Genomic DNA, 22,099 nt, shown 5'->3' with positions numbered 1-22,099 from the left:
AAATGGTGAGCAGTTTTCGTGTGCAACAAGCCGCACGTGAGATCCGGGCGGGCGCGGTGATTGCCTACCCGACCGAAGCGGTCTGGGGCCTGGGCTGCGACCCGTGGAACGAGGACGCGGTGTACCGCCTGCTGGCGCTCAAGTCGCGGCCTGTGGATAAAGGCCTGATCCTGGTCGCTGACAACATCCGCCAGTTCGACTTCCTGTTCGAGGATTTCCCCGAGGACTGGATCGACCGCATGGGCAGTACCTGGCCTGGCCCTAATACCTGGCTGGTGCCGCACCAGGACCTGTTGCCCGAGTGGGTGACGGGTGAGCACGACACGGTGGCGCTGCGGGTCAGCGACCATCCGCAAGTGCGTGAATTGTGTGCATTGGTTGGGCCGTTGATTTCCACCTCGTGCAACCCCGGCGGTCGCCCGGCGGCGAAAACCCGGTTGCGGGTGGAGCAGTACTTCCATGGGCAGTTGGATCTGGTACTGGGCGGGGCGCTGGGGGGAAGGAAGAACCCGAGTGTTATTCGGAATCTGGCGACTGGCGAGGTTGTGCGCCCGGGCTGATACATATCCACAGGACTGGCGGGTGACTTGGGCTCCCACAGGTTAGAGCCAGGTCCACGGTAGATTTTCTGATTTTGTCTCGAAGGGCTGGCGCGCGATCGTGTGGGGGCTGATAGGTGCTCGCTTTGATGCTTTCTTCGCCTGTGAGATCGAGCGCCGCCCGCGCGGCGCATCGCGAGCTGCGCTCGCTCCTACGTTTGTTTCGGGCCAGTCATGCCGGTGACAGGCGGGCGCGACCGCTTTGTTTGTACGACACAATGTAGCGCCATGCGCCAAGGCGTACGCGCGCAAATGGCACAGGAATAATTGGCCCGAAACAAACGTAGGAGCGAGCGCAGCTCGCGATGCGCCGCGTGGGCGGCGCTCGATATTCGCAACACCACAAAAACCAAGGCAGGCACTTGGTCGCCTCAACGCGGCCTTCTGTCAATCATGGCAACAAAACAGTCGACCCCACAGTCCGCCGCGCCGACAACTCCGCCTGCGCCTTGGCCGCCTCACCCAACGGATACCGTTGCTGGATATCCACAACCACCTTGCCACTCGCGATCACCGCAAACAGGTCATCGGCCATGGCCTGGGTGTTCGCGGCATTGTTGGCATAACTGGCCAAGGTCGGCCGGGTGACATACAGCGAACCCTTCTGCGACAGAATCCCCAGGTTCACTCCACTCACCGCGCCGGAGGCATTGCCAAAGCTCACCATCAACCCGCGCGGTTGCAGGCAATCGAGCGAGGTCAGCCAGGTGTCGGCACCCACACCGTCATACACCACCGGGCATTTCTTGCCGTCGGTCAGCTCCAGCACCCGCTTGGCCACGTCTTCACGGCTGTAGTCGATGGTTGCCCATGCCCCCAGCGCCTTGGCCCGCTCGGCTTTTTCGGCAGAGCTGACGGTACCGATCAGCTTGGCCCCGAGCGCGTTGGCCCACTGGCAAGCCAGGGAACCCACGCCACCCGCAGCGGCATGGAACAGGATCACGTCGCCCGGCTGCACGGCATAGGTCTGCTTGAGCAGGTATTGCACGGTCAGCCCCTTGAGCATCACCGCCGCCGCCTGCTCGAAACTGATGTTGTCCGGCAGCTTGACCAGGTTGGCCTCCGGCAGCGTATGCACCTCGCTGTAGGCACCCAGCGGCCCGCCGCCATAGGCTACGCGGTCACCCACTTTCAGGCGGGTAACGCCCTCGCCCACCGCCTCGACCACGCCTGCACCCTCGGTGCCCAGGCCTGAGGGCAGTGCAGGCGGCGCGTACAGCCCGTTGCGGAAATAGGTATCGATGAAGTTCAAGCCGATCGCATGGTTACGCACGCGGACCTGTTGTGGCCCGGGCGGGGCGGGTTCGAACTCTACAAGCTGCAGAACTTCCGGGCCGCCATGCTGGCTGAACTGGATACGCTTGGCCATCTCGCACTCCTGTTGTCGGGATTGGTAACAGCCCTCTATCGGACGCCTTTGCTTGATCGCCGTCAACTGCGGCGCGTCGGCCGCCGGTGGTATGCTACGCGGCGAATTCTTCTCTGCCCGCTCCAGGTGACCCGATGACCAGCCGCACCGAGGCCGTGAAAGCCTACCTGCTCGACCTGCAAGACCGCATCTGCTCCGCCCTCGAAACCGAGGACGGCGGCGCCCGCTTCGTCGAGGACGCCTGGACGCGCGAAGCCGGTGGCGGGGGCCGTACGCGGGTGATCGGTGACGGCAAGTTGATCGAGAAAGGCGGGGTCAACTTCTCCCACGTGTTCGGCAGCGGCCTGCCGCCTTCGGCCAGTGCCCACCGCCCGGAACTGGCTGGCCGTGGCTTCGAGGCCCTGGGCGTGTCGCTGGTGATCCACCCGCACAACCCGCACGTGCCCACCTCTCACGCCAATGTGCGGTTCTTCATCGCCGAAAAAGAGGGTGAAGAGGCCGTGTGGTGGTTCGGCGGCGGCTTCGACCTGACCCCGTACTATGGCAATGAAGAAGACTGCATCCACTGGCACCGCGTGGCCGAGCAGGCCTGTGCGCCGTTTGGCGCCGACGTGTACTCGCGCTACAAAGCCTGGTGCGACCGCTACTTCCACCTCAAGCACCGTGGCGAACCGCGTGGCATCGGCGGGCTGTTCTTCGATGACCTGAACGAGTGGGGCTTCGACACCTGCTTCGCGTTCATCCGCGCCATCGGCGACGCCTATGTCGAGGCCTACCTGCCGATCGTCCAGCGCCGCAAGGACACGCCCTACACCGCCGAGCAGCGTGAGTTCCAGGAGTACCGTCGCGGCCGCTACGTGGAGTTCAACCTGGTCTATGACCGGGGCACCTTGTTCGGCCTGCAATCGGGTGGGCGTACCGAGTCGATCCTCATGTCGCTGCCACCGCAGGTACGCTGGGGCTACGACTGGAAGGCCGCGCCCGGTAGCGAAGAAGCGCGCCTGACCGAGTACTTCCTGCAAGATCGCGACTGGCTCGCCCAGTAAGCCTGTGGATAACCGAGGAACCCACCATGGACCAGTACGTCGTTTTCGGTAACCCCATCGGCCACAGCAAGTCGCCGCTGATCCACCGCCTGTTCGCCGAACAGACCGGCCAGGACCTCGAGTACGCCACCCTGCTGGCGCCGCTGGACGAGTTCAGCGATTGTGCCTACGGCTTCTTCAAACAAGGCAGAGGCGGCAACGTCACCGTGCCGTTCAAGGAAGAAGCCTACCGCCTGTGCGACAGCCTGACTCCACGTGCCCAGCGGGCGGGGGCGGTGAATACCCTGAGCAAGCTGGCTGACGGCACGCTGCAGGGTGACAACACCGACGGTGCTGGCCTGGTACGCGACCTGACGGTGAATGCGGGGGTGCAGCTGGCGGGCAAGCGGATTCTCATCCTTGGCGCAGGTGGCGCGGTGCGTGGCGTGCTGGAGCCGATCCTGGCGCACGGCCCCCAGTCGCTGGTGATTGCCAACCGCACGGTGGAAAAGGCCGAGCTGCTGGCCCACGAGTTCGATGAACTCGGGCCGGTGGTGGCCAGCGGGTTTGCCTGGCTGCAGGAACCGGTGGACGTGATCATCAATGCCACCTCGGCGAGCCTGGCGGGCGAGATGCCGCCGATTGCCGCGAGCCTGGTCGAGGCGGGGCGTACGGTTTGCTACGACATGATGTATGGCAAGGAGCCTACGCCGTTTTGCCAATGGGCCACCGACCTGGGTGCGGCCAAGGTGCTGGACGGGCTGGGGATGCTGGCTGAACAGGCGGCGGAAGCGTTCTTTATCTGGCGTGGCGTGAGGCCGGATACGGCGCCGGTGTTGGCTGAACTGCGCCGGCAGCTTGCTCGGGGTTAACGCCGTCGGGGCCGCTTCGCGGCCCATCGCAGGCAAGCCAGCGCCTACAAGTACAGCGCCGACCTCGGGCTTTGTGATATTCCTGTAGGAGCTGGCTTGCCTGCGATGGGCTGCAAAGCAGCCCCAAGATCTCAACCCAACCTCACTCTTCAAACCTGATCGGACACAACTTCACCCCTTCCAGCTTCTGCAATTCCTCGACCACCTGCGGCCGCGCCCGCTGCAAGGTCAAACTGCCCCCCGCGCGCCGCAATCGCCGGGCCTCGCGGTGCAACATATCCACACCCGAGTAATCGATGAAGTTCACCTGCCGTGCATCGATCACCACATGCGGCCCCTGGCAGCGTTGCAGGCGCACCTGCAGGTAATGCGCCGCGCCGAAGAAGATCGACCCGCCCACCCGCAGCACATCGGCCTGCCCTTCCCGGCTCTGCTGCACCCGTGGCCGTGAAGTGCGCTTGAGGTAGAAGAACAGCGAAGCCAGCACCCCGGCGTAGATCGCCGTCTGCAGTTCCAGCAGCAAGGTGGCGGCGGCGGTCAGGGCCATGACCAGGAATTCCGAACGGCTGACCCGGAACAGCGCGCGAATACCCCGGTGATCCACCAACCCCCAACAGATCAGCAGAATGCTGCCCGCCATGGCCGGGATCGGCAGATGGGCGATCAACCCCGCGCCTGCGACGGCAAACACCGCGACCCACAGCGCCGAGAACACCCCCGCCATAGGCGACCTGGCACCTGCGTCGTAGCTCAGGCCCGAGCGGGTGAAAGAGCCTGACGAAAGGTAGCCGGAGAACCACGCACCGACGATGTTCGACAGGCCTTGGGCGCGGATCTCCTGGTCGGCGTCGATCAGCTGTTCGGAGCGCGAAGACAGCGACCTGGCGATCGACAGGCTGGTGACCAGGCCGAGCATACCCACGGCCACTGCGGTCGGCAGCAGCCGCAGCATCAGCTCAAGGTCCAGCAACGGCAGCGGGCTCAAGGGCGGTAACTGGCCGGTGAAGGCCGGCACCCTCGGCACATGGCCAAAGAAGCCAGGCAGCAACCAGGCCAGCAGGCTGACCAGGATCAGACTGATCAACAGACTCGGCCAGCGCGGCCGCCACAGCTTGAAGCCCACGCCGATGAGCACCGTGGCCAGGCCCAGCATCAGCGATGGCAGGTCAACCTCACCGGCGTGGCTGGCCAGGTCCTGGACTGTTTTCAAGGCCGTGGCCTGGCTCGGCAGGTCCATGCCCAGCAGGTTGGGCAACTGGCCGAGGGCGATGACGATGGCGGCGCCCAAGGTGAAGCCGAGCACCACCGAGTGGGAGACGAAATTGACCAGCGCGCCGAACCGTAGCAGGCCGAGCAAAAGCTGGAAGATGCCAGCAATGAAGGTCAGCAGCAGGACCAGCGTGACGTAGTCGGCACTGCCGGGCACCGCCAAGGGGCTGACACTGGCATACAAGACAATGGAGATGGCCGCAGTCGGGCCGCAGATCAGGTGCCAGGAAGAGCCCCACAGGCAGGCGATGAGCACCGGGACGATGGCGGCGAACAGGCCGTATTCGGCAGGCAGGCCGGCAATCAGGGCGTAGGCGATGGACTGTGGCAAGGCAAGGATGGCACCGCTCAGGCCCACCAGCAGGTCCTGACGCAGGCTGCGGCCCGATTGGCGGGGCAGCCAGGTGAGGAAGGGCAGCAGGCGGTGAAGACGGTGCATGACTTATTCAAATCCCCGGGTTGTACCCGCCCTTTCGGAGCGGGTGAGTGTGGTTGTCTGATTACAATTTGGCTTTGACGGCCTCGTTCGCATCGCCACCGGCCTTGCTGGTTACCCCGGCCAGCCACCCTTCCAGTACATCGGGATGCGCCTTGACCCACGCCTTGGCCGCCTCGTCGAAGCTGATTTTCTTATCCACAGCCTCGGCCATGATGCTGTTTTCCATGTCCAGGGTAAATCTCAGGTTACCTAGCAGCTTCGCGGTATTCGGGCACGCCTGTGCATAACCTTTGCGGGTCAGGGTATAGACCTCGCCCTTGCTGCCAAACCACTGCTCGCCGCCCGTGAGGTAGTGCATCTTCAGCTTCACGTTCATCGGGTGCGGTGTCCAGCCGAGGAAGGTGATGAACTGCTGTTTCTTCACGGCGCGGTCCACCTGCGCGAGCATCGCCTGTTCACTCGACTCCACCAGCTTCCACTGGCCGAGGTTGAACGCATTCTTGTCGATGATCTCCTTGAGCGACAGGTTGGCCGGGGCTCCCGAGCCGATTCCGTAGAGCTTCTTGTCGAACTGTTCGGCATGCGTTTGCAGGTCGGCGAAATCCTTCACCCCGGCATTCCATACATAGTCGGGCACCGCGAGGGTGAACTCGGTGCCTTCGAGGTTGCGGGCCAGCTGCTGCACATCATTGGTGGCGATGAACTTGTCATGAAACCCCTGGTGCGCCGGCATCCAGTTGCCAAGGAAGGCATCGACTCGCCCATCCTTGAGGCCACCGTAGATGATCGGCACGGCCAGGCTGTCGATCTTCACCTGGTAGCCGAGGCTTTCCAGCAGCAGGCGGGTGATGGCGTTGGTGGTGGCGATGTCGCTCCAGCCGGGGTCGGCCAGCTTCACGGTGTTGCATTGCGCGTCTTCGGCGTGCGTCGAGGCAGCGCCCAGGCTCAAGGCCAGGGCGAGCACGGCGGTAGAGAACTTTTGCATGGCGGACTCTCTTCTCAATCCATAGGTGCGGGCTGTGGATAACGGGCCTTGCGCTCGAGGTCGTCGAGATCGATGTGGTTGCGCATGTACTGTTGGCTGGCGTCCACCAGCGGTTGGTGGTCCCAGCTCTTCAGCTTGCCGATGGCCAGGGCCTCGGCCACCAGGCGGCGGCGGCGCTGGCTGGCCAGCACCTGCTGGCGCAGGGTGGGGATATCCCAGCGTTGCCGGGCTTCATCGACAAATGCCTGCAGCAGCACCTGATGGTCCGGGCTGCCGGTGAGGTTCTCCCGCTCGTACGGGTCGCGGCTCAGGTCATAGAGTAGCCATGGGTCGTCTTCGCTGTACACGAACTTGTACGGGCCGCGGCGGATCATCATCAGCGGGCCGACCGTGCCCTCGGCCATGTATTCACCGATCACTTCGTCGTGGCCGCCCTGCCCTTGCAGGTGGCCAAGCAGCGAGCGTCCGTCCATGTGCAGCGAGTTGTCCACAGTGCCGCCGGCCAGTTCGACCAGGGTGGGCAGCAGGTCGCAGGTCGAGACCGAGGCGCTTACCCGTGCCGCTGCAAAGCGCTTGGGCGCGTGAATCAGCAGTGGCACCCGCGCCGACATTTCGAACCAGTGCATCTTGTACCAGAGGCCGCGTTCGCCAAGCATGTCGCCGTGGTCGCCGGAGAACACGATCAACGTATCCTCTGCCAGGCCGCATTCCTCAAGGGTTTGCAGCAATTGGCCAATGTTGTCGTCGATGTAGCTGCAGGCGCCGAAGTAGGCACGCCGGGCATCGCGGATCTTGTCCACAGGCAGCGGCTTGTCCCACAGGTCGTAGACCTTGAGCAGGCGTTGTGAATGCGGGTCCTGCTCGTGCTGGGCGAACTCGGCGCGGGGCATGGGGATATCCACACCCTCGTAGCGGTCCCAGTAGCGCTTGGGGATGGTGTAGGGGTCGTGGGGGTGGGTCATGGACACGGTCAGGCAGAACGGCCGGCCATCGTTTTCGCGCACATGGTCGTAGAGGTACTGGCGGGCCTTGAACACCACCTCTTCGTCGAAATCCAGTTGGTTGGTACGCACGCAGGGGCCGGCCTGCAGTACTGAAGACATGTTGTGGTACCAGCTCGGGCGCTCGTCGGGTGCATCCCAGTTCACCGCCCAGCCGTAGTCGGCCGGGTAGATATCGCTGGTCAACCGTTCTTCATAGCCATGCAACTGGTCCGGGCCGCAGAAGTGCATCTTGCCGGACAACGCGGTGCGGTAGCCCAGACGGCGCAAGTAGTGGGCGTAGGTCGGCACATCGGCAGGGAAGTCGGCGGCGTTGTCGTAGGCGCCGATGCGGCTGGGCAACTGGCCGCTGACCAGGGTGAAGCGCGAGGGTGCGCACAGCGGGCTGTTGCAGTAGGCCGCGTCGAACACCACCGCCTGCGCGGCGAGGCGGGCGAGGTGTGGCATCTGGACGGGCGAAGGGGCGTAGATCGGCAGCAGGGGCGCGGCCATCTGGTCGGCCATGATGAACAGGATATTCGGGCGCGTCATGGTGGGCTTCCATCGTTGAAGGTTATGCGAACCGCTTGCCTATCAAGATGCGACTGTGGATAACATGGGTAAAGCCCATGGCGGGCAATGACTGGGATTAGCTGAGCTTATGTTTGAGCGCCTTGCCGAGCTGTCGCTCGATACCCTGCGCGTGTTCGAGGCTGCGGCACGCTTGCGTGGTTTTACCGCCGCCGCGCTGGAGCTGGGCACCACGCAGCCGGCGGTGAGCCAGCAGGTGAAGCGCCTGGAGGCTCAGTTGGGTACCCGGCTGTTCGACCGGATCTACCGGGGTATCGCGCTGACCGATGCCGGCCAGGTGCTGTTCGAGCAGGTGCACCAAGGGCTGCAGGCCATGGACGACGGCCTTGCCCTGGCCAGTGGCCGGGGCCAGCGTGAGGTGCTTCAAGTGGCCACCGACTTTGCCTTCGCTGCGTTCTGGCTGATGCCCAGACTGCAACGTTTTCACGAAGCTTATCCACAGGTGGATGTCAGCCTGGTGACGGGTGAGCGCAGCCAGGCGATGTTGCGGCCGGACATTGATGTGGCCGTGCTGTTTGGCGATGGGCGTTTTCATCAGGGCGAGAGCCGGTGGTTGTTCGATGAAGAGGTATTTCCGGTCTGCAGCCCCCGTCTGACTCATGGCAAACCCTTGTCAGCCGTGGCTTTGCAGCGTTTGCCCTTGCTTCACCTGCGCGGCGAACAAGCCAGCCGCTGGTTCGACTGGGCGGGGGTGTTTCGAGGGTTTGGCGTGGACAGCCCGCCACCGCCGGGGCAGCTGCGTTTCGATAACTACACCCTGTTGATCCAGGCGGCGATTGCCGGCCAAGGGGTGGCGATTGGCTGGGGGCACCTGGTCGATGGGCTGGTGGAGCAGGGCCTGCTGTGTCGGCCACTGGAGGGCAGTTTGCGTTCGGCGCGGGGGTATTACGTGGTGTTGCCGCCACGCAAGCGGCGCGGGGCGTTGATCGAGCGGTTTGTGGGTTGGCTGGAAGATGAGCGCAATGCTTGAGGGGCTCTTCGCGGGGCAAGCCCGCTCCCACAGGTACTGCACACCAATCTCCGTGGGAGCGGGCTTGACCCGCGAAGAGGCCTCAGGATACGAAGTTCAAATGCTCGCCCCGATGCAAACCCAGGTCGAGCATATCCACCATCCCTGCCGCAACGTTCTCCAAATCCGCCAACTGCTGCGGCGCATTGATCAGCGTCCAGTGCAGCGCACTGCGCTGTAGCGCATCGACCACATGGTCCACGCCCTCGCGCTGTTCATCGGTGTAATGGGCTGGCCTGTCCAGCACATCGAAATCGCCCACCAGCAACAGCCGGCGTATAGTCGTACGCGCAAGCCCAGCGATCAGCGCCTCGCTCATCCGCCATTGCGCGGGCAGGTCAGCGGGTGCCAGCGCTGACACCAGCGCAACCACCGCCGAGCCCCCCGCAGCGCCCTGCTCTGCCTGGTCGGTAGCGCCCAGCCCGCCTATCTTGAAATGCAGGCCAGGGCGTGGCGCATGGCGGTTGAGGTCATCGACCACGGCGGTAACCTCGTGCTGGCGCGCCAGCAGCTCGGCAATCAGCGCACTGCCAAGGCTAGACTCGGCCCCGAACAGCACCAGCTTGAACACAGGGGTTTCGGCATTTTTCACTGCATCACCTCCTTTGCGGTGGTGATGGTTGGACCGCAATCAGGAGTTATCGTGCAGAGGATCAAGGGCTATCACGCCCACGTGTACTACGACGCATCGACCATCGAGCAGGCGCGGGCATTGTGCGAAGAGGCGGCGCGGCTGTTCCCCGTGACCATGGGGCGCATGCACCAGCAACCGGTGGGGCCGCACCCGGACTGGAGCTGCCAGTTGGCGTTCGGGCCGGAGGTGGTGGGGGTGGTGTTGCCGTGGCTGGCGTTGTATCGCAAGGGGTTGGTGGTGTTTCTGCACCCGCTGACCGGGGATGAGCTGGCCGATCACCGCGATCATGCGATCTGGATGGGGGCTGTGCGGCCTTTGAAGCTGTCGATTTTTGGCGGCTAGATTGGGGCCGCTATGCGGCCCATTCGCGGGGCGAGCCCGCTCCCACAGGTCGAGTGCTTTCTGACAGATTGCAGTGAACCTGTGGGAGCGGGCTTGCCCCGCGAAGCATGCAACGCCAATCAGCGTCGCGCGCCACGCACACCTTCAGCCAGCGCCGAGCACAAGCTCAATACATCGTTAACAGCCTGATCCGCATCTTTGGCCTGGGCGATCTTGTCGACCAGTGCCGAGCCCACCACCACACCATCGGCCAGGCGCGCAATCGCCGCCGCCTGCTCTGGCGTGCGAATGCCAAACCCTACGCTGATCGGCAGGGCCGTATGCCGACGCAGGCGGGCAATCGCCTCGCTCACGTGCTCGGTAGTCGCAGACCCTGCACCGGTCACACCAGCCACCGACACGTAATAGACAAACCCGGAGCTGCGCTCCAGCACACGCGGCAGGCGCGCATCGTCGGTGGTCGGAGTGGTCAGGCGGATGAAGTCGATGCCCGAAGCCTGGGCCGGGGTCGCCAGCTCGGCGTCGTGCTCAGGCGGCAGGTCGACGATGATCAGGCCATCGACGCCCGCATCCTTGGCCTCGGCCACGAACTTTTCCACGCCAAAGCGGTGGATCGGGTTGTAGTAACCCATCAGTACGATCGGCGTAGCCTGGTTGCCCACGCGGAATTCGCGAACCATCTGCAGGGTCTTGGCCAAGGTCTGGCCGGCTTCCAGCGCACGCAGGGTGGCCAGCTGGATGGCGACGCCATCGGCCATCGGGTCGGTGAACGGCATGCCCAGTTCGATCACGTCGGCGCCAGCCGCTGGCAGGCCCTTGAGAATCTGCAGCGAGGCGTCGTAGCCGGGGTCACCCGCAGTTACGAAGGTGACCAGTGCCGCACGGCCTTCGGCCGCAAGTTCGGCGAAGCGTTGTTCAAGACGGCTCATGCCTGTTTCTCCTGGGCGGCCATGTGGTTCATCACGGTTTGCATGTCTTTGTCGCCGCGCCCGGACAGGCACACGACCATCAGGTGGTCCTTGGGCAGGTTTGGCGCGCGCTTGATCGCCTCGGCCAGTGCGTGGGCGCTTTCCAGGGCCGGGATGATGCCTTCCAGGCGGCAGGTGGCGTGGAACGCATCCAAGGCTTCGTCGTCGGTGATGCTGACGTACTCGACGCGCTTCACTTCGTGCAGGTAGGCGTGCTCTGGGCCGATACCTGGGTAGTCCAGGCCGGCGGAAATCGAGTGGGCGTCGGTGATCTGGCCGTCAGCGTCTTGCAGCAGGTAGGTGCGGTTGCCGTGCAGGACACCCGGTACGCCACCGTTCAGGCTGGCAGCGTGCTTGTCGGTATGCACGCCGTGGCCGCCGGCTTCGACGCCGATGATCTGCACGCTTGGCTCTTCAAGGAATGCGTGGAACAGGCCCATGGCGTTGGAGCCGCCGCCGACGCAGGCGACCAGGCTGTCGGGCAGGCGCCCTTCCTTCTCTTGCAGCTGGACGCGGGTTTCCTTGCCGATGATCGACTGGAAGTCGCGGACCATGGCCGGGTACGGGTGCGGGCCGGCCACGGTGCCGATCAGGTAGAAGGTGTCTTCGACGTTGGTGACCCAGTCGCGCAGGGCCTCGTTCATGGCGTCTTTCAGGGTGCCGGTGCCAGCGGTGACCGGGACGATTTCGGCGCCCAGCAAGCGCATGCGGAACACGTTGGCCTGCTGGCGCTCGATGTCGGTGGCACCCATGTAGATCACGCAAGGCAGGCCGAAGCGGGCGGCAACGGTGGCGGTGGCCACGCCGTGCATGCCGGCGCCGGTTTCGGCGATCAGGCGTTTTTTGCCCATGCGCTTGGCCAGCAGCACCTGGCCGATGCAGTTGTTCACCTTGTGGGCGCCGGTGTGGTTGAGTTCTTCACGCTTGAAGAAGATTTTTGCGCCGCCGCAGTGCTCGGTCAGGCGCTCGGCGAAGTACAGCGGGTTCGGGCGGCCGATATAGTCACGCTGGAAGTAGGCCAGTTCTTCGAGAAACGCGGGGTCGGCCTTGGCCGCTTCGTATTCGCGGGCCAGGTCCAGCACCAGCGGCATCAGGGTTTCTGCCACGTAGCGGCCGCCGAACGAGCCGAACAGGCCGTTGGCGTCTGGGCCAGGGCGGTATTGAGTCTGGGTCATGGGGCGCTCCAAGGCGTACTGAATGAGTGATGGGCTTTACTCTAACCACGCAACGCCCGTCTGAAAACCGATAAGATTGCGCAAACATGTCAGGAAAACTCACAAGACAATGGCCCAGGACCTCCCCCCTCTCAATGCCCTTCGGGCCTTTGAGGCCACTGCCCGGCTGAACAGTGTCAGCCAGGCTGCCGAGGCGCTGCACGTGACGCACGGGGCTGTCAGCCGGCAGATCAAGGTACTTGAAGAACACTTGGGCGTTGCCCTGTTCGTCAAGGACGGGCGTGGCATCAAACTCACAGATGCCGGCGTGCGCCTGCGCGATGCCAGTGGCGAGGCGTTCGACAGGTTGCGGGGGGTGTGTGCCGAGCTGAGCCGGGATAACCGCGAGGTGCCATTCGTGCTCGGGTGCTCCGGCAGCCTGCTGGCGCGTTGGTTTATCCCTCGGCTCGGGCGGCTCAAGGCCGACTTGCCGGAGCTGCGCCTGCACCTGTCCGCCGGGGAAGGCGACCTGGACCCCAGGCGCCCGGGGCTGGATGCCTTGCTGGTGTTTGCCGAACCGCCGTGGCCGGCGGACATGCAGGTACACGTGCTGGCCGAAGAGCGCATCGGGCCTGTGCTAAGCCCGCACTTTGCCGGGTTCGAGCGCTTGCGCGGGGCAGCGCCCGACGCCTTGCTGGGCGAGGCGTTGCTGCATACCACGTCCCGTCCGCAGGCGTGGCCGGCATGGGCGGGGCAGCACGGGCTCGACGCGGGAGCGTTGCCGTTCGGCCAGGCATTCGAACACCTGTACTACCTGCTGGAGGCCGCAGTGGCCGGGCTGGGTGTGGCGATCGCGCCGCAACAGCTGGTGGCGGACGATCTACGTGCTGGAAGGCTGGCGGCACCTTGGGGGTTTTCACCCACGCGCGCCGCGCTGGCGCTGTGGGTGCCCCGACGCGCCGCAGATGGGCGCGCCGAGCAACTGGCGCAATGGCTGCGCCAGGAACTGCAGCTGCAAATCGCTTAGTTGCGCTTGTACAGCAGCCAGGCCGCCAGCAGGCCCAGCGCCCCAACGGCTACCCCGGCCGTGGTGATGGGGTGCTCCTGGGCATAGTCACGGGTGGCGATGCCGGTCTGGCGGGTGCGGGTCTTCACTTCCTCGTAGGCGTCGCTCAGCAGGCTGCGCGAATGTTTGAGAGCGCTTTCGGCATTGCTGCGGATGGCCTTGACAGACTTCTGGGACTCCTCCGATGCATCGTGCTTGAGGTTTTCCAGCGACTTCAGAAGGCTTTCGATCTCGGCTTCCATGCTTTCCAGGGATGTTTTACGCAGCGAGTTGCGATGCATGTTGAATCTCCTTCGGGGGTGGGCTGTAAGGATTGCGACTGCGCAGGGCTGCGAAAGTGCGATCGAACTTTTGCCCAAGGCGACGGCTCGCAGGTAAACCAGGCCTGCGCTGCTAGGCTCAAGCAGACTGTCATCCAAGGAGAGTGCACATGTCCGATCATCACACGTACAAGAAGATCGAACTGGTAGGGTCGTCGCCCACCAGCATCGAGGACGCGATCAACAATGCCCTGGCCGAAGCGGCCAAGAGCATCAAGCACCTGGAGTGGTTCGAAGTGATCGATACCCGGGGCCACCTGCGTGACAACAAGGTCGAGCATTTTCAGGTCACGCTCAAAGTCGGCTTCCGTATTGCCAACAGCTGAAACAGTGCCGGGGTAGCTGGCGCTGGCAAGATGGGGTAATACAGAGGGGGCGCCTTAGCCGGCGCCCTCTTTGATTTTCATCTGTACAAGGAAAGCGAACGATGAAGAAACTGATTCTGGCGGCAGGCCTTATGGCGTTGGCGGGTGGTGCGCTGGCGGCGGGCAAGCCGTGTGAAGAGCTCAAGGCAGAGATTGCCGCCAAGCTGGATGCCAAGGGCGTAAATGGCTACACGCTGGAGATCGTCAAGAAAGGCGAGCCGGCGGGCAAGGTAGTTGGCAGCTGCGAAGCTGGCACCAAGGAAATTGTCTACCGGCGTGGTTGAGTGACGGCCTCTTCGCGGGGTTGCCCGCGAAGAGGGTTACTCGGCCTTCAAAGCCTGCGCCAGCAGCTCATAGGACCTGACCCGGTCCGCATGCTCATACAGGTCACAGGTAAAGATCAGTTCATCCGCCCCGGTCTGCTCCAGCAGCACCTCCACCTTGGCCCGTACCTTCTGCGGGCTGCCAATCATCGCCAGGCCCAGGAAGCTCATCACCGCGTCGCGTTCGTGAGGTAGCCACAGCCCCTCCATGCTCTCAACGGGCGGGCGCTGCATCAGGCTCTGCCCGCGAATCAGGGCAAGGATGCGCTGGTACACCGAAGTAGCCAGGTATTCGGCCTTTTCGTCGGTTTCAGCCACCACCATCGGAATGCCGAGCATCACATAGGGTTTGTCGAGCGTGGTGGAGGGCTTGAAGTGGTTGCGGTAGACGCGGATTGCTTCGTGCATGAAGCGCGGCGCGAAATGCGAGGCGAACGCGTAGGGCATGCCGCGCATGCCGGCCAGTTGGGCGCTGAACAGGCTTGAGCCGAGCAGCCACATCGGCACCTCGGTGTCATGCCCAGGCACGGCGATCACTTTTTGATCATCGGTGCGTGGGCCAAGGTAGCGTGACAGCTCCTCGACATCGTCGGGGAAGTCGTCAGCGCTGCCAGAGCGCTCGCGGCGCAGGGCGCGGGCGGTCATCTGGTCGGAGCCGGGCGCGCGGCCCAGGCCCAGGTCGATACGGCCGGGGTAGAGGCTGGCCAAGGTGCCGAACTGCTCGGCGATCACCAGCGGTGCGTGGTTGGGCAGCATCACGCCGCCGGAGCCAACGCGGATGCTCGAGGTGCCACCCGCCAGGTAGCCGATCAGCACGGAAGTCGCGGAACTGGCGATGCCATCCATGTTGTGATGCTCGGCGACCCAGAAGCGGTTGTAGCCGAAGCGTTCCACGTGCTGGGCCAGGTCCAGCGAGTTATGCAGCGACTGGGCCGGCCCGCCGTCGGCGCGCACGGGCACCAGGTCGAGGGTTGAAATTTTCAGGTCACGCAGCTGCGTCATCGGAGCCTCCTTGAACGTGGTTGGCCAGAGGCCTTTTAAACTCTGTATGGGCACATTCGGTGGATTCAATGCTTGCGGTCAGATTGATCTGAACTTGCCGTGGGTGGCCGGCCTCTGAACCCATAAGCATGTCACCCCAAGATATGTAAATGCAGCGACCAGGAGGCATCATGAAAAAGACAGCATCGGCGATCTGGCAAGGTGGCCTGAAGGATGGCAAGGGCCTGCTTTCCACTGAAAGTGGCGCGCTCAAGCAGAACCCCTACGGTTTCAACACCCGTTTCGAAGGCTCACCTGGGACCAACCCGGAAGAACTGATCGGCGCCGCCCATGCCGGCTGCTTCTCCATGGCGCTGTCGATGATGCTCGGCGAGGCGGGCCTGACCCCAGAGCGCATCGATACCATTGCCGAGGTGACCCTGGACAAGCAGCCCGATGGTTTCGCCATCACCGCCGTGCACCTGATTCTGAAGGCCAAGGTGCCTGGGGCCAGCGAGGCGCAGTTCCTCGAGATTGCCAACAAGGCCAAGGCCGGGTGCCCGGTGTCGAAGGTGCTCAACGCCACCATCAGCCTGGATGCCTCACTGGTGGGCTAGGCGGCGCAACGGGGGCGGTTTGCTGTAGTCTAAACAGCAACGGCAGCACGACTGCCCTTTCAGGAGCCATTCCATGATCCGCGTAGCAATCGCCGTGCTGGCCTCGCTGCTCGCCACGTCCGCCCTGGCGGCAGTGAAGCCGTGCGAAGAATTGAAAACCGAGATCGAGGCCAAGATCCAGGCACAGGGCGTGACGTCTTATACCCTGGAGATCGTGCCCAACAGCGAGGTCAAGGACCAGAACATGGTCGTAGGCAGCTGCGAGGGTGGTACCAAGAAGATCATCTACCAGAAGAATGATCGCTAGGGTTTGGGTGGGTTGGGGGCGCAAAGCGCCCCCAACTGTCATGGAATACAAAATACGTTACTGGGCTCGTTAACCACCACCGTGCGGCTGGCGTCGTACAGCAGCACCTGCGGCTCCATCACCGGCGCCCGCGCCTCCAGGCGATAGCGCTCGCCCGCTTTGAAATTGTCATAGCGCACGGTCAGGTAGCAGGTACGGTCCCTTGGCTGGGACATCATGCCGCCGCCATAGATCTCATAATCGAAACGCACTACGAGCTCATGCTTGCCAGGTGTCACCTGGAAATAGCGGCCATCCTCCAGGCGCTTGCCGTCAAGGCGATCAGCCATGATGACTCTGCCGGGGGTGATGGTGGAAAGCTCGACCCAGGCCTGCTTGGGGTCGACGGGCGGCAAGGGGCTGGCGCAAGCCCCCAGTGCACTGAGGGCGATCAGCATCATGGGCTGGCGCATGGCAAAACTCCCACTTGCGATATACACGTAACAAGCATAGCGCCGATTGCGCGGCTCAGGTGCGTTGACAGCCTGCGGGCAAGCCTTGGCCAACCAGTTTTTGCTGGTGATCGTAGAGTTTGACCCAGGGCCGGAAGCCAATGCTGCCGGCCTGCAGCTGGTAGCGCTGCCCGGCGCTGAAGTCCTTGAAGGTCAGGTTGAGCTGGCAATCGCGCCACAGCGGCTCGTTTACCGGGCCGATATTGCTCGGGGTGACCGGAAACTGGTAGCGCACCGTCAGTTCGTGGCTGCCGGGGGCCACCTCGAAGTAGCGCGTGTCGGCCCAATCGCGTTCGTCTACCTGCACGGCGTGCAGGGACGTTTCGTCCAGGGGGGTGAGGTCGACCCACGCCTGGTTCGGATCGGGGTCCGGCAGGGTCGAGCAAGCGGACAACAGCATGAGTGTGCTGGCGGCAAACAATGGACGCATGGCGAAACTCCCCCCTGGCGAGATAGTCTTGGAGCGAATTGGCCGTGAGCGAGTCAGACAGTCCCAGATGCTTCGACTATTTCTTTTTCAGCGCTCAGGCCCTGGGCCACTCGACCGCGTTTTCACCCGCTTTGTTCCCCTGCTGGCGGCTGTTCTGCTGAACGGTTGTAGCAGTGTTGGCTATTACGGCCAGTTGGCGCAGGGCCAATGGCAGCTGCTGCGCGCGCGCCAGCCGGTGGAACAGGTAATGGCAGACCCGGCCAGCAGCCCGCAACTGCGTGCGCGCTTGCAGCATGCCGAACAGGCCCGGGTGTTCGCCAGCCAGCAGCTGAAACTGCCGGACAACCGCAGCTACCGGGTTTACGCTGACCTTGGCCGCCCCTACGTGGTGTGGAACGTGTTTGCCACGCCGGAGTTGTCGTTGCAGCCGGTGACGCATTGTTTCCCGATCGCGGGCTGCGTGGCCTACCGTGGTTACTACCGCCAAGGTGCGGCGCGTGGCGCGGCGGCGTTGATGCGCCAGGCAGGCATGGATGTGTATGTGGGCGGTGTCGAGGCTTACTCGACCCTGGGTTGGTTCGACGACCCACTGTTGTCTTCTATGGTCGGCTGGGGGGACGAACGGTTGGCCTCGCTGATCTTCCATGAGTTGGCCCATCAGCGCTTCTATGTGCAGGACGACACGGCGTTCAACGAGTCGTTTGCCACCTTCGTCGAGCAGCAAGGCGCGCGGCAATGGCGCGCGGCACGCGGGCTTGCAGCGATCGAGGATGATCAGGCCGGGCAGCGTGACCAGTTCATTCGGCTGGTGCTGGCCAGCCGCGAACGGCTTCAGGGGATCTACGCCGGCCCCTTGGATGATGCGCACAAGCGGGCGGCGAAGCAGGCCGAGTTCGAGCGGTTGCGGCGCGAGTACCGGCAAGTGCGTGATGGCCAGTGGGGTGGGGACACGCGTTATGACGCCTGGATGTATGGGCCGATGAACAATGCCAAGCTGCTGCCGTTTGGGCTGTATGACCAGTGGGTGCCGGCGTTTGCGGCGCTGTTCCGGGAGGTTGACGGGAATTGGACGCGGTTTTATCAGCGGGTGGAGGCGCTGGGGCGGTTGCCGGGTGAGGCGCGCAAAGCCGCGTTGGAGCGGCTTGTCGTTAGCCAATGAGATTTTCGGGCCGCTGCGCGGCCCCATTCCATTTCAGGCCTTGATGAAGGCCTGATGCATCTCGGCCAGGGTGGCGAAATGGAAGGCTGGCGTCTCGGCCTTCAACTCTTCCTCGCTACCAAACCCGTACCCCACCGCCACCGCCTGCAGCCCATTGCTGCGCGCGCCGATCAGGTCATGCTTGCGATCGCCGATCATCAGCGTCTGCGCCGGTTCCAGCCCTTCCTCGTCCAGCAAGTGGCGAATCAGCTCGACCTTGTTGGTGCGGGTGCCATCCAGCTCGCTGCCATAAATCACCTTGAAGTGGTGATCGAAGGCGAAATGCCGGGCAATCTCGCGGGCGAACTCCCAAGGCTTGGACGTTGCCACATACAGGGTGCGCCCCTGGCCATTGAGGGCTTCGAGCAGCGCCGGTACCCCTTCGAACACCTGGTTTTCATAAAGGCCGGTGACGCGGAAGCGCTCGCGATAGAAATTCACCGCTTCCCACGCCTTGGCTTCGTCAAAGCTGTAAAACTGCATGAACGCCTGCAGCAAGGGCGGGCCGATGAAGTGTTCGAGGCGGGCCAGGTCCGGCTCGTCGATACCCAGTTTGGCCAACGCATACTGGATGGAGCGGGTGATGCCCAGCCGTGGGTCGGTCAGGGTGCCGTCGAGGTCGAAGAGGATGTTCTGCTGGTGCATGTAAGCGGTTCCACTCAAGTCATTCGGGTTGGTCGTAGCCTTCGGCCAAGTGCTGGTCCTTGAGCTTGACGTAGTTGCCGGCGCTGTACGGGAAGAACGCGCGCTCCTTGTCGGTCAGCGGCCGGGCCTGTTTCACCGGGCTGCCAACATACAGGAAGCCGCTGAGCAGGCGCTTGCCGGGCGGTACCAGGCTGCCGGCGCCGATGATCACCTCGTCCTCGACGATGGCGCCATCCATGATTGTGCTGCCCATGCCGACCAGGATGCGATCGCCCAGGGTACAGCCATGCAGCATCACCTTGTGGCCGATGGTCACTTCATCGCCGATGATCAGCGGGAAGCCGTCGGGGTTGAAAGGGCCGGCATGGGTGATGTGCAGCACGCTACCGTCCTGCACGCTGGTGCGGGCGCCGATGCGGATGCGGTGCATGTCGCCGCGTACTACAGTCAAAGGCCAGACCGAGCTGTCTTCGCCGATCTCCACATCGCCCAGCACCACCGCCGAGCGGTCGATGAAGGCCCGTGGTCCAACTTTCGGAGTGTGTTGCTGGAAGCTTCGGATGGCCATGATAGGGTCTCTCATCTGTGCCGATAGGCAGGCTGCCTGCTGCGGTCGGCGTCGATTGTAATTAAGATGGTCCAGTGTTTCTTCTGCCAAGGTATCCAAACCGTGAGTGCGAACAACCCGCTTCTGCAGCCCTACGATCTGCCGCCCTTCTCGGCGATCCGTGCCGAACACGTGCTGCCGGCCATCGAAGAGATCCTGGCCGACAACCGCAAAGCCATTGCCGAGATTCTCGAACAGCAAGGCAAGACCCCTTCCTGGGCAGGCCTGGTGCTGGCCATGGACGAACTCAATGACCGCCTGGGCGCTGCCTGGAGCCCGGTCAGCCACCTCAATGCCGTGTGCAACAGCAAGGAACTGCGCGAGGCCTACGAGTCTTGCCTGCCGGCTCTGAGCGCCTACTCTACCGAACTGGGCCAGAACCGTGCGCTGTTCGACGCCTACCAGGCCCTGGCCAACAGCCCGGAGGCGGCTGGCTTCGATGTGGCGCAAAAGACCATCCTCGAACATGCCCTGCGTGATTTCCGCCTTTCGGGCATCGACCTGCCTGCCGATAAGCAGCAGCGCTACGCCGAAGTGCAGAGCAAGCTCAGCGAGCTGGGCAGCCGCTTCTCCAACCAACTGCTCGATGCCACCCAGGCCTGGACCAAGCACGTCACCGACGAAGCCGCCCTGGACGGCCTGACCGACTCGGCCAAGGCGCAGATGGCCGCCGCCGCCCAGGCAAAAGCGCTCGACGGCTGGCTGATCACCCTGGAGTTCCCCAGCTACTACGCGGTGATGACCTACGCCACCGATCGCGCCCTGCGCGAAGAGCTGTATGCCGCCTACTGCACCCGCGCTTCGGACCAAGGCCCCAATGCCGGCCAGTTCGACAATGGCCCGGTAATGCAGGAAATCCTCGACCTGCGCCAGGAGCTGGCCACGCTGCTGGGCTACCCGAACTACGCCGAGTTGAGCCTGGCCACCAAGATGGCCGAGTCCAGCGACCAGGTGCTGAGCTTCCTGCGTGACCTGGCCAAGCGTTCCAAGCCGTTCGCTGCCCAGGACCTGGAGCAGCTCAAGGCCTATGCCGCCGAGCAGGGCTGCCCGCAATTGGCCAGCTGGGATGCCGGTTACTTCGGCGAGAAGCTGCGCGAGCAACGCTACAGCGTGTCGCAGGAAACCCTGCGTGCCTACTTCCCGATCGACAAGGTGTTGTCTGGCCTGTTCAGCATCGTCCAACGCCTGTATGGCATCGAAATCGCCGAACTGAAAGGTTTCGACAGCTGGCACCCGGACGTACGCCTGTTCGAAATCAAGGAAAACGGCCAGCACGTCGGCCGTTTCTTCTTCGACCTCTATGCCCGCGCCAACAAGCGTGGCGGCGCCTGGATGGACGGCGCCCGCGACCGTCGCCGCACCGTCGATGGCGTGCTGCAGAGCCCGGTGGCCAACCTGGTGTGCAACTTCAACCCGGCCGCGCCAGGCAAGCCTGCGCTGTTGACCCACGATGAAGTCACCACCCTGTTCCACGAGTTCGGCCACGGCCTGCACCACCTGCTGACCCGCATCGAACACGCGGGTGTGTCTGGCATCAATGGCGTAGCCTGGGATGCGGTCGAGCTGCCGAGCCAGTTCATGGAAAACTGGTGCTGGGAGCCGGAAGGCCTGGCGCTGATCTCCGGCCATTACGAAAGCGGCGCTGCCCTGCCCCAGGACCTGCTGGACAAGATGCTGGCCGCCAAGAACTTCCAGTCCGGCATGATGATGGTGCGCCAGCTGGAGTTCTCGCTGTTCGACTTCGAGCTGCACGCCACCCATGGCGATGGCCGCAGCGTGCTGCAGGTACTCGAAGGCGTGCGCGACGAGGTGACGGTCATGCGCCCACCGGCGTACAACCGCTTCCCCAACAGCTTCGCGCACATCTTCGCGGGCGGTTACGCGGCGGGCTACTACAGCTACAAATGGGCCGAGGTATTGTCGGCTGACGCCTTCTCCCGCTTCGAAGAAGAAGGCGTGCTCAATGCCGACACTGGCCGTGCCTTCCGCGAGGCGATCCTGGCCCGCGGCGGGTCGCGTGAGCCGATGGTGCTGTTCGTCGACTTCCGTGGCCGTGAACCTTCCATCGATGCATTGCTGCGCCATTGCGGGCTGAGCGAGGACGCAGCGGCATGAGTGAGGTAGCTGTGAACAAGACCAAGAAACGCTTCATCGCCGGGGCCGTGTGCCCGGCGTGCAGCGAGCCGGACAAGTTGATGATGTGGAACGAGGACGGTGTACCGCACCGTGAGTGCGTGGCCTGTGGTTTCACCGATACCTTGAATGAACAAGGCCTGTCGGTACCGTCGGAGCTCGGTACCCGGGTCAACCACCTGGCGCCCAAGGCGGCGCCGGCCAAGGTGCAGACGGTGCAGTTCTTCCCCAACCCCAAATTGAAGAAACCGTCTGAGTGAAGCCGTCTTGCCACCCGGGCCTTGGCCTGGGTGGCAGGTTCCAGCTCGACCCTGGGTGTTAGATAGTCAGGCCAGCGCCTGCCCGCTGGTGGCGCATGCTCGCTTGCTCCAATCAGAGCA

The 22,099-nt window shown here is 63.7% G+C and carries 26 protein-coding genes; 13 read left to right on the top strand and 13 right to left on the bottom strand.

Annotated elements, in window-relative coordinates:
- Positions 1 to 2 precede the first annotated feature (2 nt).
- Positions 3 to 560 (top strand): L-threonylcarbamoyladenylate synthase, encoded by a 558-nt coding sequence (locus DJ563_RS20865; protein WP_033702465.1) that lies wholly within the window; start codon positions 3 to 5, stop codon positions 558 to 560.
- A 430-nt stretch (positions 561 to 990) separates the two neighbouring features.
- On the opposite strand, the gene DJ563_RS20860 is transcribed toward DJ563_RS20865, so the two are convergent.
- Positions 991 to 1,968: an NADPH:quinone reductase gene (locus DJ563_RS20860; protein ID WP_434518269.1), complete on the bottom strand. Its 978-nt coding sequence runs from the start codon at positions 1,966 to 1,968 to the stop codon at positions 991 to 993.
- A gap of 134 nt (positions 1,969 to 2,102) precedes the next feature.
- Between DJ563_RS20860 and hemF the strand changes: the two genes are divergently transcribed.
- Positions 2,103 to 3,014 carry an oxygen-dependent coproporphyrinogen oxidase gene (gene hemF, locus DJ563_RS20855; RefSeq protein WP_274099178.1) on the top strand — a complete coding sequence of 304 codons (912 nt, stop codon included), beginning with the start codon at positions 2,103 to 2,105 and terminating at the stop codon, positions 3,012 to 3,014.
- Between the two features lie 26 nt (positions 3,015 to 3,040).
- On the top strand, positions 3,041 to 3,865 hold the full coding sequence (gene aroE, locus DJ563_RS20850; protein WP_274099179.1) for a shikimate dehydrogenase: 825 nt from the start codon (positions 3,041 to 3,043) through the stop codon (positions 3,863 to 3,865).
- 142 nt (positions 3,866 to 4,007) lie between these two features.
- Here the strand turns inward: aroE and DJ563_RS20845 are convergent, their stop codons facing one another.
- The 3 genes from DJ563_RS20845 to betC all read right to left on the bottom strand — a co-directional run bounded on the left by DJ563_RS20845 (position 4,008) and on the right by betC (position 8,090).
- Positions 4,008 to 5,573: a SulP family inorganic anion transporter gene (locus DJ563_RS20845; RefSeq protein ID WP_033702469.1), complete on the bottom strand. Its 1,566-nt coding sequence runs from the start codon at positions 5,571 to 5,573 to the stop codon at positions 4,008 to 4,010.
- A 61-nt stretch (positions 5,574 to 5,634) separates the two neighbouring features.
- Complete coding sequence (gene choX / locus DJ563_RS20840; protein WP_434518268.1) at positions 5,635 to 6,558, bottom strand: choline ABC transporter substrate-binding protein; 924 nt, start codon at positions 6,556 to 6,558, stop codon at positions 5,635 to 5,637.
- A 14-nt stretch (positions 6,559 to 6,572) separates the two neighbouring features.
- Positions 6,573 to 8,090: a choline-sulfatase gene (betC, locus tag DJ563_RS20835; protein ID WP_434518267.1), complete on the bottom strand. Its 1,518-nt coding sequence runs from the start codon at positions 8,088 to 8,090 to the stop codon at positions 6,573 to 6,575.
- Between the two features lie 109 nt (positions 8,091 to 8,199).
- On the opposite strand from betC, the gene DJ563_RS20830 reads away from it, so the two are divergent.
- The gene (locus tag DJ563_RS20830; protein WP_033702472.1) at positions 8,200 to 9,099 is read left to right on the top strand and encodes a choline sulfate utilization transcriptional regulator; all 900 of its coding nucleotides are present in this window, start codon (positions 8,200 to 8,202) and stop codon (positions 9,097 to 9,099) included.
- An 82-nt stretch (positions 9,100 to 9,181) separates the two neighbouring features.
- Here the strand turns inward: DJ563_RS20830 and DJ563_RS20825 are convergent, their stop codons facing one another.
- Complete coding sequence (locus DJ563_RS20825; protein WP_274099183.1) at positions 9,182 to 9,730, bottom strand: NAD(P)H-binding protein; 549 nt, start codon at positions 9,728 to 9,730, stop codon at positions 9,182 to 9,184.
- Between the two features lie 51 nt (positions 9,731 to 9,781).
- On the opposite strand from DJ563_RS20825, the gene DJ563_RS20820 reads away from it, so the two are divergent.
- On the top strand, positions 9,782 to 10,114 hold the full coding sequence (locus tag DJ563_RS20820) for a DOPA 4,5-dioxygenase family protein (protein ID WP_258714269.1): 333 nt from the start codon (positions 9,782 to 9,784) through the stop codon (positions 10,112 to 10,114).
- 119 nt (positions 10,115 to 10,233) lie between these two features.
- On the opposite strand, the gene trpA is transcribed toward DJ563_RS20820, so the two are convergent.
- Both trpA and trpB read right to left on the bottom strand, forming a co-directional pair.
- Positions 10,234 to 11,043 (bottom strand): tryptophan synthase subunit alpha, encoded by an 810-nt coding sequence (gene trpA, locus DJ563_RS20815; protein ID WP_274099184.1) that lies wholly within the window; start codon positions 11,041 to 11,043, stop codon positions 10,234 to 10,236.
- Positions 11,040 to 12,257, bottom strand: coding sequence for a tryptophan synthase subunit beta (gene trpB, locus DJ563_RS20810; protein ID WP_033702476.1), 1,218 nt, complete (start codon positions 12,255 to 12,257; stop codon positions 11,040 to 11,042). The genes trpA and trpB overlap by 4 nt, the downstream gene beginning before the upstream one ends.
- 109 nt (positions 12,258 to 12,366) lie before the next feature.
- Between trpB and DJ563_RS20805 the strand changes: the two genes are divergently transcribed.
- The gene (locus tag DJ563_RS20805) at positions 12,367 to 13,263 is read left to right on the top strand and encodes a LysR family transcriptional regulator (protein ID WP_434518266.1); all 897 of its coding nucleotides are present in this window, start codon (positions 12,367 to 12,369) and stop codon (positions 13,261 to 13,263) included.
- On the opposite strand, the gene DJ563_RS20800 is transcribed toward DJ563_RS20805, so the two are convergent.
- Positions 13,260 to 13,583: a DUF883 family protein gene (locus tag DJ563_RS20800; RefSeq protein WP_027592031.1), complete on the bottom strand. Its 324-nt coding sequence runs from the start codon at positions 13,581 to 13,583 to the stop codon at positions 13,260 to 13,262. The genes DJ563_RS20805 and DJ563_RS20800 overlap by 4 nt on opposite strands.
- A 149-nt stretch (positions 13,584 to 13,732) precedes the next feature.
- Here DJ563_RS20800 and DJ563_RS20795 point away from each other — a divergent pair, with 149 nt between their 5' ends.
- Both DJ563_RS20795 and DJ563_RS20790 read left to right on the top strand, forming a co-directional pair.
- Positions 13,733 to 13,948 (top strand): dodecin, encoded by a 216-nt coding sequence (locus DJ563_RS20795; RefSeq protein WP_033702479.1) that lies wholly within the window; start codon positions 13,733 to 13,735, stop codon positions 13,946 to 13,948.
- Positions 13,949 to 14,049: 101 nt separating this feature from the next.
- A complete protein-coding gene (locus tag DJ563_RS20790; protein WP_274099186.1) occupies positions 14,050 to 14,271 on the top strand; it encodes a DUF1161 domain-containing protein in 222 nt (73 codons plus the stop codon).
- 36 nt (positions 14,272 to 14,307) lie between these two features.
- Here DJ563_RS20790 and DJ563_RS20785 read toward each other — a convergent pair whose 3' ends face one another.
- The gene (locus tag DJ563_RS20785) at positions 14,308 to 15,312 is read right to left on the bottom strand and encodes an LLM class flavin-dependent oxidoreductase (RefSeq protein WP_186663683.1); all 1,005 of its coding nucleotides are present in this window, start codon (positions 15,310 to 15,312) and stop codon (positions 14,308 to 14,310) included.
- Positions 15,313 to 15,482: 170 nt separating this feature from the next.
- On the opposite strand from DJ563_RS20785, the gene DJ563_RS20780 reads away from it, so the two are divergent.
- Positions 15,483 to 15,908, top strand: coding sequence for an OsmC family protein (locus DJ563_RS20780; protein ID WP_033702482.1), 426 nt, complete (start codon positions 15,483 to 15,485; stop codon positions 15,906 to 15,908).
- 73 nt (positions 15,909 to 15,981) lie between these two features.
- On the top strand, positions 15,982 to 16,215 hold the full coding sequence (locus DJ563_RS20775) for a DUF1161 domain-containing protein (protein WP_033702483.1): 234 nt from the start codon (positions 15,982 to 15,984) through the stop codon (positions 16,213 to 16,215).
- 38 nt (positions 16,216 to 16,253) lie between these two features.
- Here the strand turns inward: DJ563_RS20775 and DJ563_RS20770 are convergent, their stop codons facing one another.
- Positions 16,254 to 16,667, bottom strand: coding sequence for a hypothetical protein (locus tag DJ563_RS20770; RefSeq protein ID WP_033702484.1), 414 nt, complete (start codon positions 16,665 to 16,667; stop codon positions 16,254 to 16,256).
- Positions 16,668 to 16,722: 55 nt separating this feature from the next.
- A complete protein-coding gene (locus DJ563_RS20765) occupies positions 16,723 to 17,136 on the bottom strand; it encodes a hypothetical protein (RefSeq protein ID WP_434518265.1) in 414 nt (137 codons plus the stop codon).
- Between the two features lie 67 nt (positions 17,137 to 17,203).
- Between DJ563_RS20765 and DJ563_RS20760 the strand changes: the two genes are divergently transcribed.
- Positions 17,204 to 18,295, top strand: coding sequence for an aminopeptidase (locus tag DJ563_RS20760; RefSeq protein WP_434518264.1), 1,092 nt, complete (start codon positions 17,204 to 17,206; stop codon positions 18,293 to 18,295).
- A gap of 33 nt (positions 18,296 to 18,328) precedes the next feature.
- On the opposite strand, the gene DJ563_RS20755 is transcribed toward DJ563_RS20760, so the two are convergent.
- Together DJ563_RS20755 and DJ563_RS20750 are read right to left on the bottom strand one after the other, a co-directional pair.
- On the bottom strand, positions 18,329 to 18,979 hold the full coding sequence (locus tag DJ563_RS20755) for an HAD family hydrolase (RefSeq protein ID WP_274099189.1): 651 nt from the start codon (positions 18,977 to 18,979) through the stop codon (positions 18,329 to 18,331).
- 19 nt (positions 18,980 to 18,998) lie between these two features.
- Entirely contained in the window at positions 18,999 to 19,547 is a 549-nt protein-coding gene (locus DJ563_RS20750) for a gamma carbonic anhydrase family protein (protein ID WP_274099190.1), read from the bottom strand.
- Between the two features lie 102 nt (positions 19,548 to 19,649).
- Between DJ563_RS20750 and prlC the strand changes: the two genes are divergently transcribed.
- Together prlC and DJ563_RS20740 are read left to right on the top strand one after the other, a co-directional pair.
- Positions 19,650 to 21,701 (top strand): oligopeptidase A, encoded by a 2,052-nt coding sequence (gene prlC / locus DJ563_RS20745; protein WP_434518263.1) that lies wholly within the window; start codon positions 19,650 to 19,652, stop codon positions 21,699 to 21,701.
- On the top strand, positions 21,698 to 21,979 hold the full coding sequence (locus tag DJ563_RS20740; protein ID WP_033702491.1) for a YheV family putative zinc ribbon protein: 282 nt from the start codon (positions 21,698 to 21,700) through the stop codon (positions 21,977 to 21,979). Before prlC ends, DJ563_RS20740 begins: the two co-directional genes overlap by 4 nt.
- The last annotated feature ends 120 nt before the right edge of the window (positions 21,980 to 22,099 follow it).

The sequence above is a fragment of the Pseudomonas sp. NFX1 genome (genome assembly GCF_051123555.1).
GTDB lineage: Bacteria > Pseudomonadota > Gammaproteobacteria > Pseudomonadales > Pseudomonadaceae > Aquipseudomonas > Aquipseudomonas capeferrum.
This window is presented reverse-complemented; position numbering and strand designations above follow the sequence as displayed.

Coding starts and splice junctions, on each gene's coding strand:
- DJ563_RS20865 (WP_033702465.1), top strand. CDS start 3: ATGGTGAGCAGTTTTCGTGTGCAACAAGCCGCACGTGAGATCCGGGCG.
- DJ563_RS20860 (WP_434518269.1), bottom strand. CDS start 1,968: ATGGCCAAGCGTATCCAGTTCAGCCAGCATGGCGGCCCGGAAGTTCTG.
- hemF (WP_274099178.1), top strand. CDS start 2,103: ATGACCAGCCGCACCGAGGCCGTGAAAGCCTACCTGCTCGACCTGCAA.
- aroE (WP_274099179.1), top strand. CDS start 3,041: ATGGACCAGTACGTCGTTTTCGGTAACCCCATCGGCCACAGCAAGTCG.
- DJ563_RS20845 (WP_033702469.1), bottom strand. CDS start 5,573: ATGCACCGTCTTCACCGCCTGCTGCCCTTCCTCACCTGGCTGCCCCGC.
- choX (WP_434518268.1), bottom strand. CDS start 6,558: ATGCAAAAGTTCTCTACCGCCGTGCTCGCCCTGGCCTTGAGCCTGGGC.
- betC (WP_434518267.1), bottom strand. CDS start 8,090: ATGACGCGCCCGAATATCCTGTTCATCATGGCCGACCAGATGGCCGCG.
- DJ563_RS20830 (WP_033702472.1), top strand. CDS start 8,200: ATGTTTGAGCGCCTTGCCGAGCTGTCGCTCGATACCCTGCGCGTGTTC.
- trpA (WP_274099184.1), bottom strand. CDS start 11,043: ATGAGCCGTCTTGAACAACGCTTCGCCGAACTTGCGGCCGAAGGCCGT.
- trpB (WP_033702476.1), bottom strand. CDS start 12,257: ATGACCCAGACTCAATACCGCCCTGGCCCAGACGCCAACGGCCTGTTC.
- DJ563_RS20805 (WP_434518266.1), top strand. CDS start 12,367: ATGGCCCAGGACCTCCCCCCTCTCAATGCCCTTCGGGCCTTTGAGGCC.
- DJ563_RS20800 (WP_027592031.1), bottom strand. CDS start 13,583: ATGCATCGCAACTCGCTGCGTAAAACATCCCTGGAAAGCATGGAAGCC.
- DJ563_RS20795 (WP_033702479.1), top strand. CDS start 13,733: ATGTCCGATCATCACACGTACAAGAAGATCGAACTGGTAGGGTCGTCG.
- DJ563_RS20790 (WP_274099186.1), top strand. CDS start 14,050: ATGAAGAAACTGATTCTGGCGGCAGGCCTTATGGCGTTGGCGGGTGGT.
- DJ563_RS20785 (WP_186663683.1), bottom strand. CDS start 15,312: ATGACGCAGCTGCGTGACCTGAAAATTTCAACCCTCGACCTGGTGCCC.
- DJ563_RS20780 (WP_033702482.1), top strand. CDS start 15,483: ATGAAAAAGACAGCATCGGCGATCTGGCAAGGTGGCCTGAAGGATGGC.
- DJ563_RS20775 (WP_033702483.1), top strand. CDS start 15,982: ATGATCCGCGTAGCAATCGCCGTGCTGGCCTCGCTGCTCGCCACGTCC.
- DJ563_RS20770 (WP_033702484.1), bottom strand. CDS start 16,667: ATGCGCCAGCCCATGATGCTGATCGCCCTCAGTGCACTGGGGGCTTGC.
- DJ563_RS20765 (WP_434518265.1), bottom strand. CDS start 17,136: ATGCGTCCATTGTTTGCCGCCAGCACACTCATGCTGTTGTCCGCTTGC.
- DJ563_RS20760 (WP_434518264.1), top strand. CDS start 17,204: ATGCTTCGACTATTTCTTTTTCAGCGCTCAGGCCCTGGGCCACTCGAC.
- DJ563_RS20755 (WP_274099189.1), bottom strand. CDS start 18,979: ATGCACCAGCAGAACATCCTCTTCGACCTCGACGGCACCCTGACCGAC.
- DJ563_RS20750 (WP_274099190.1), bottom strand. CDS start 19,547: ATGGCCATCCGAAGCTTCCAGCAACACACTCCGAAAGTTGGACCACGG.
- DJ563_RS20740 (WP_033702491.1), top strand. CDS start 21,698: ATGAGTGAGGTAGCTGTGAACAAGACCAAGAAACGCTTCATCGCCGGG.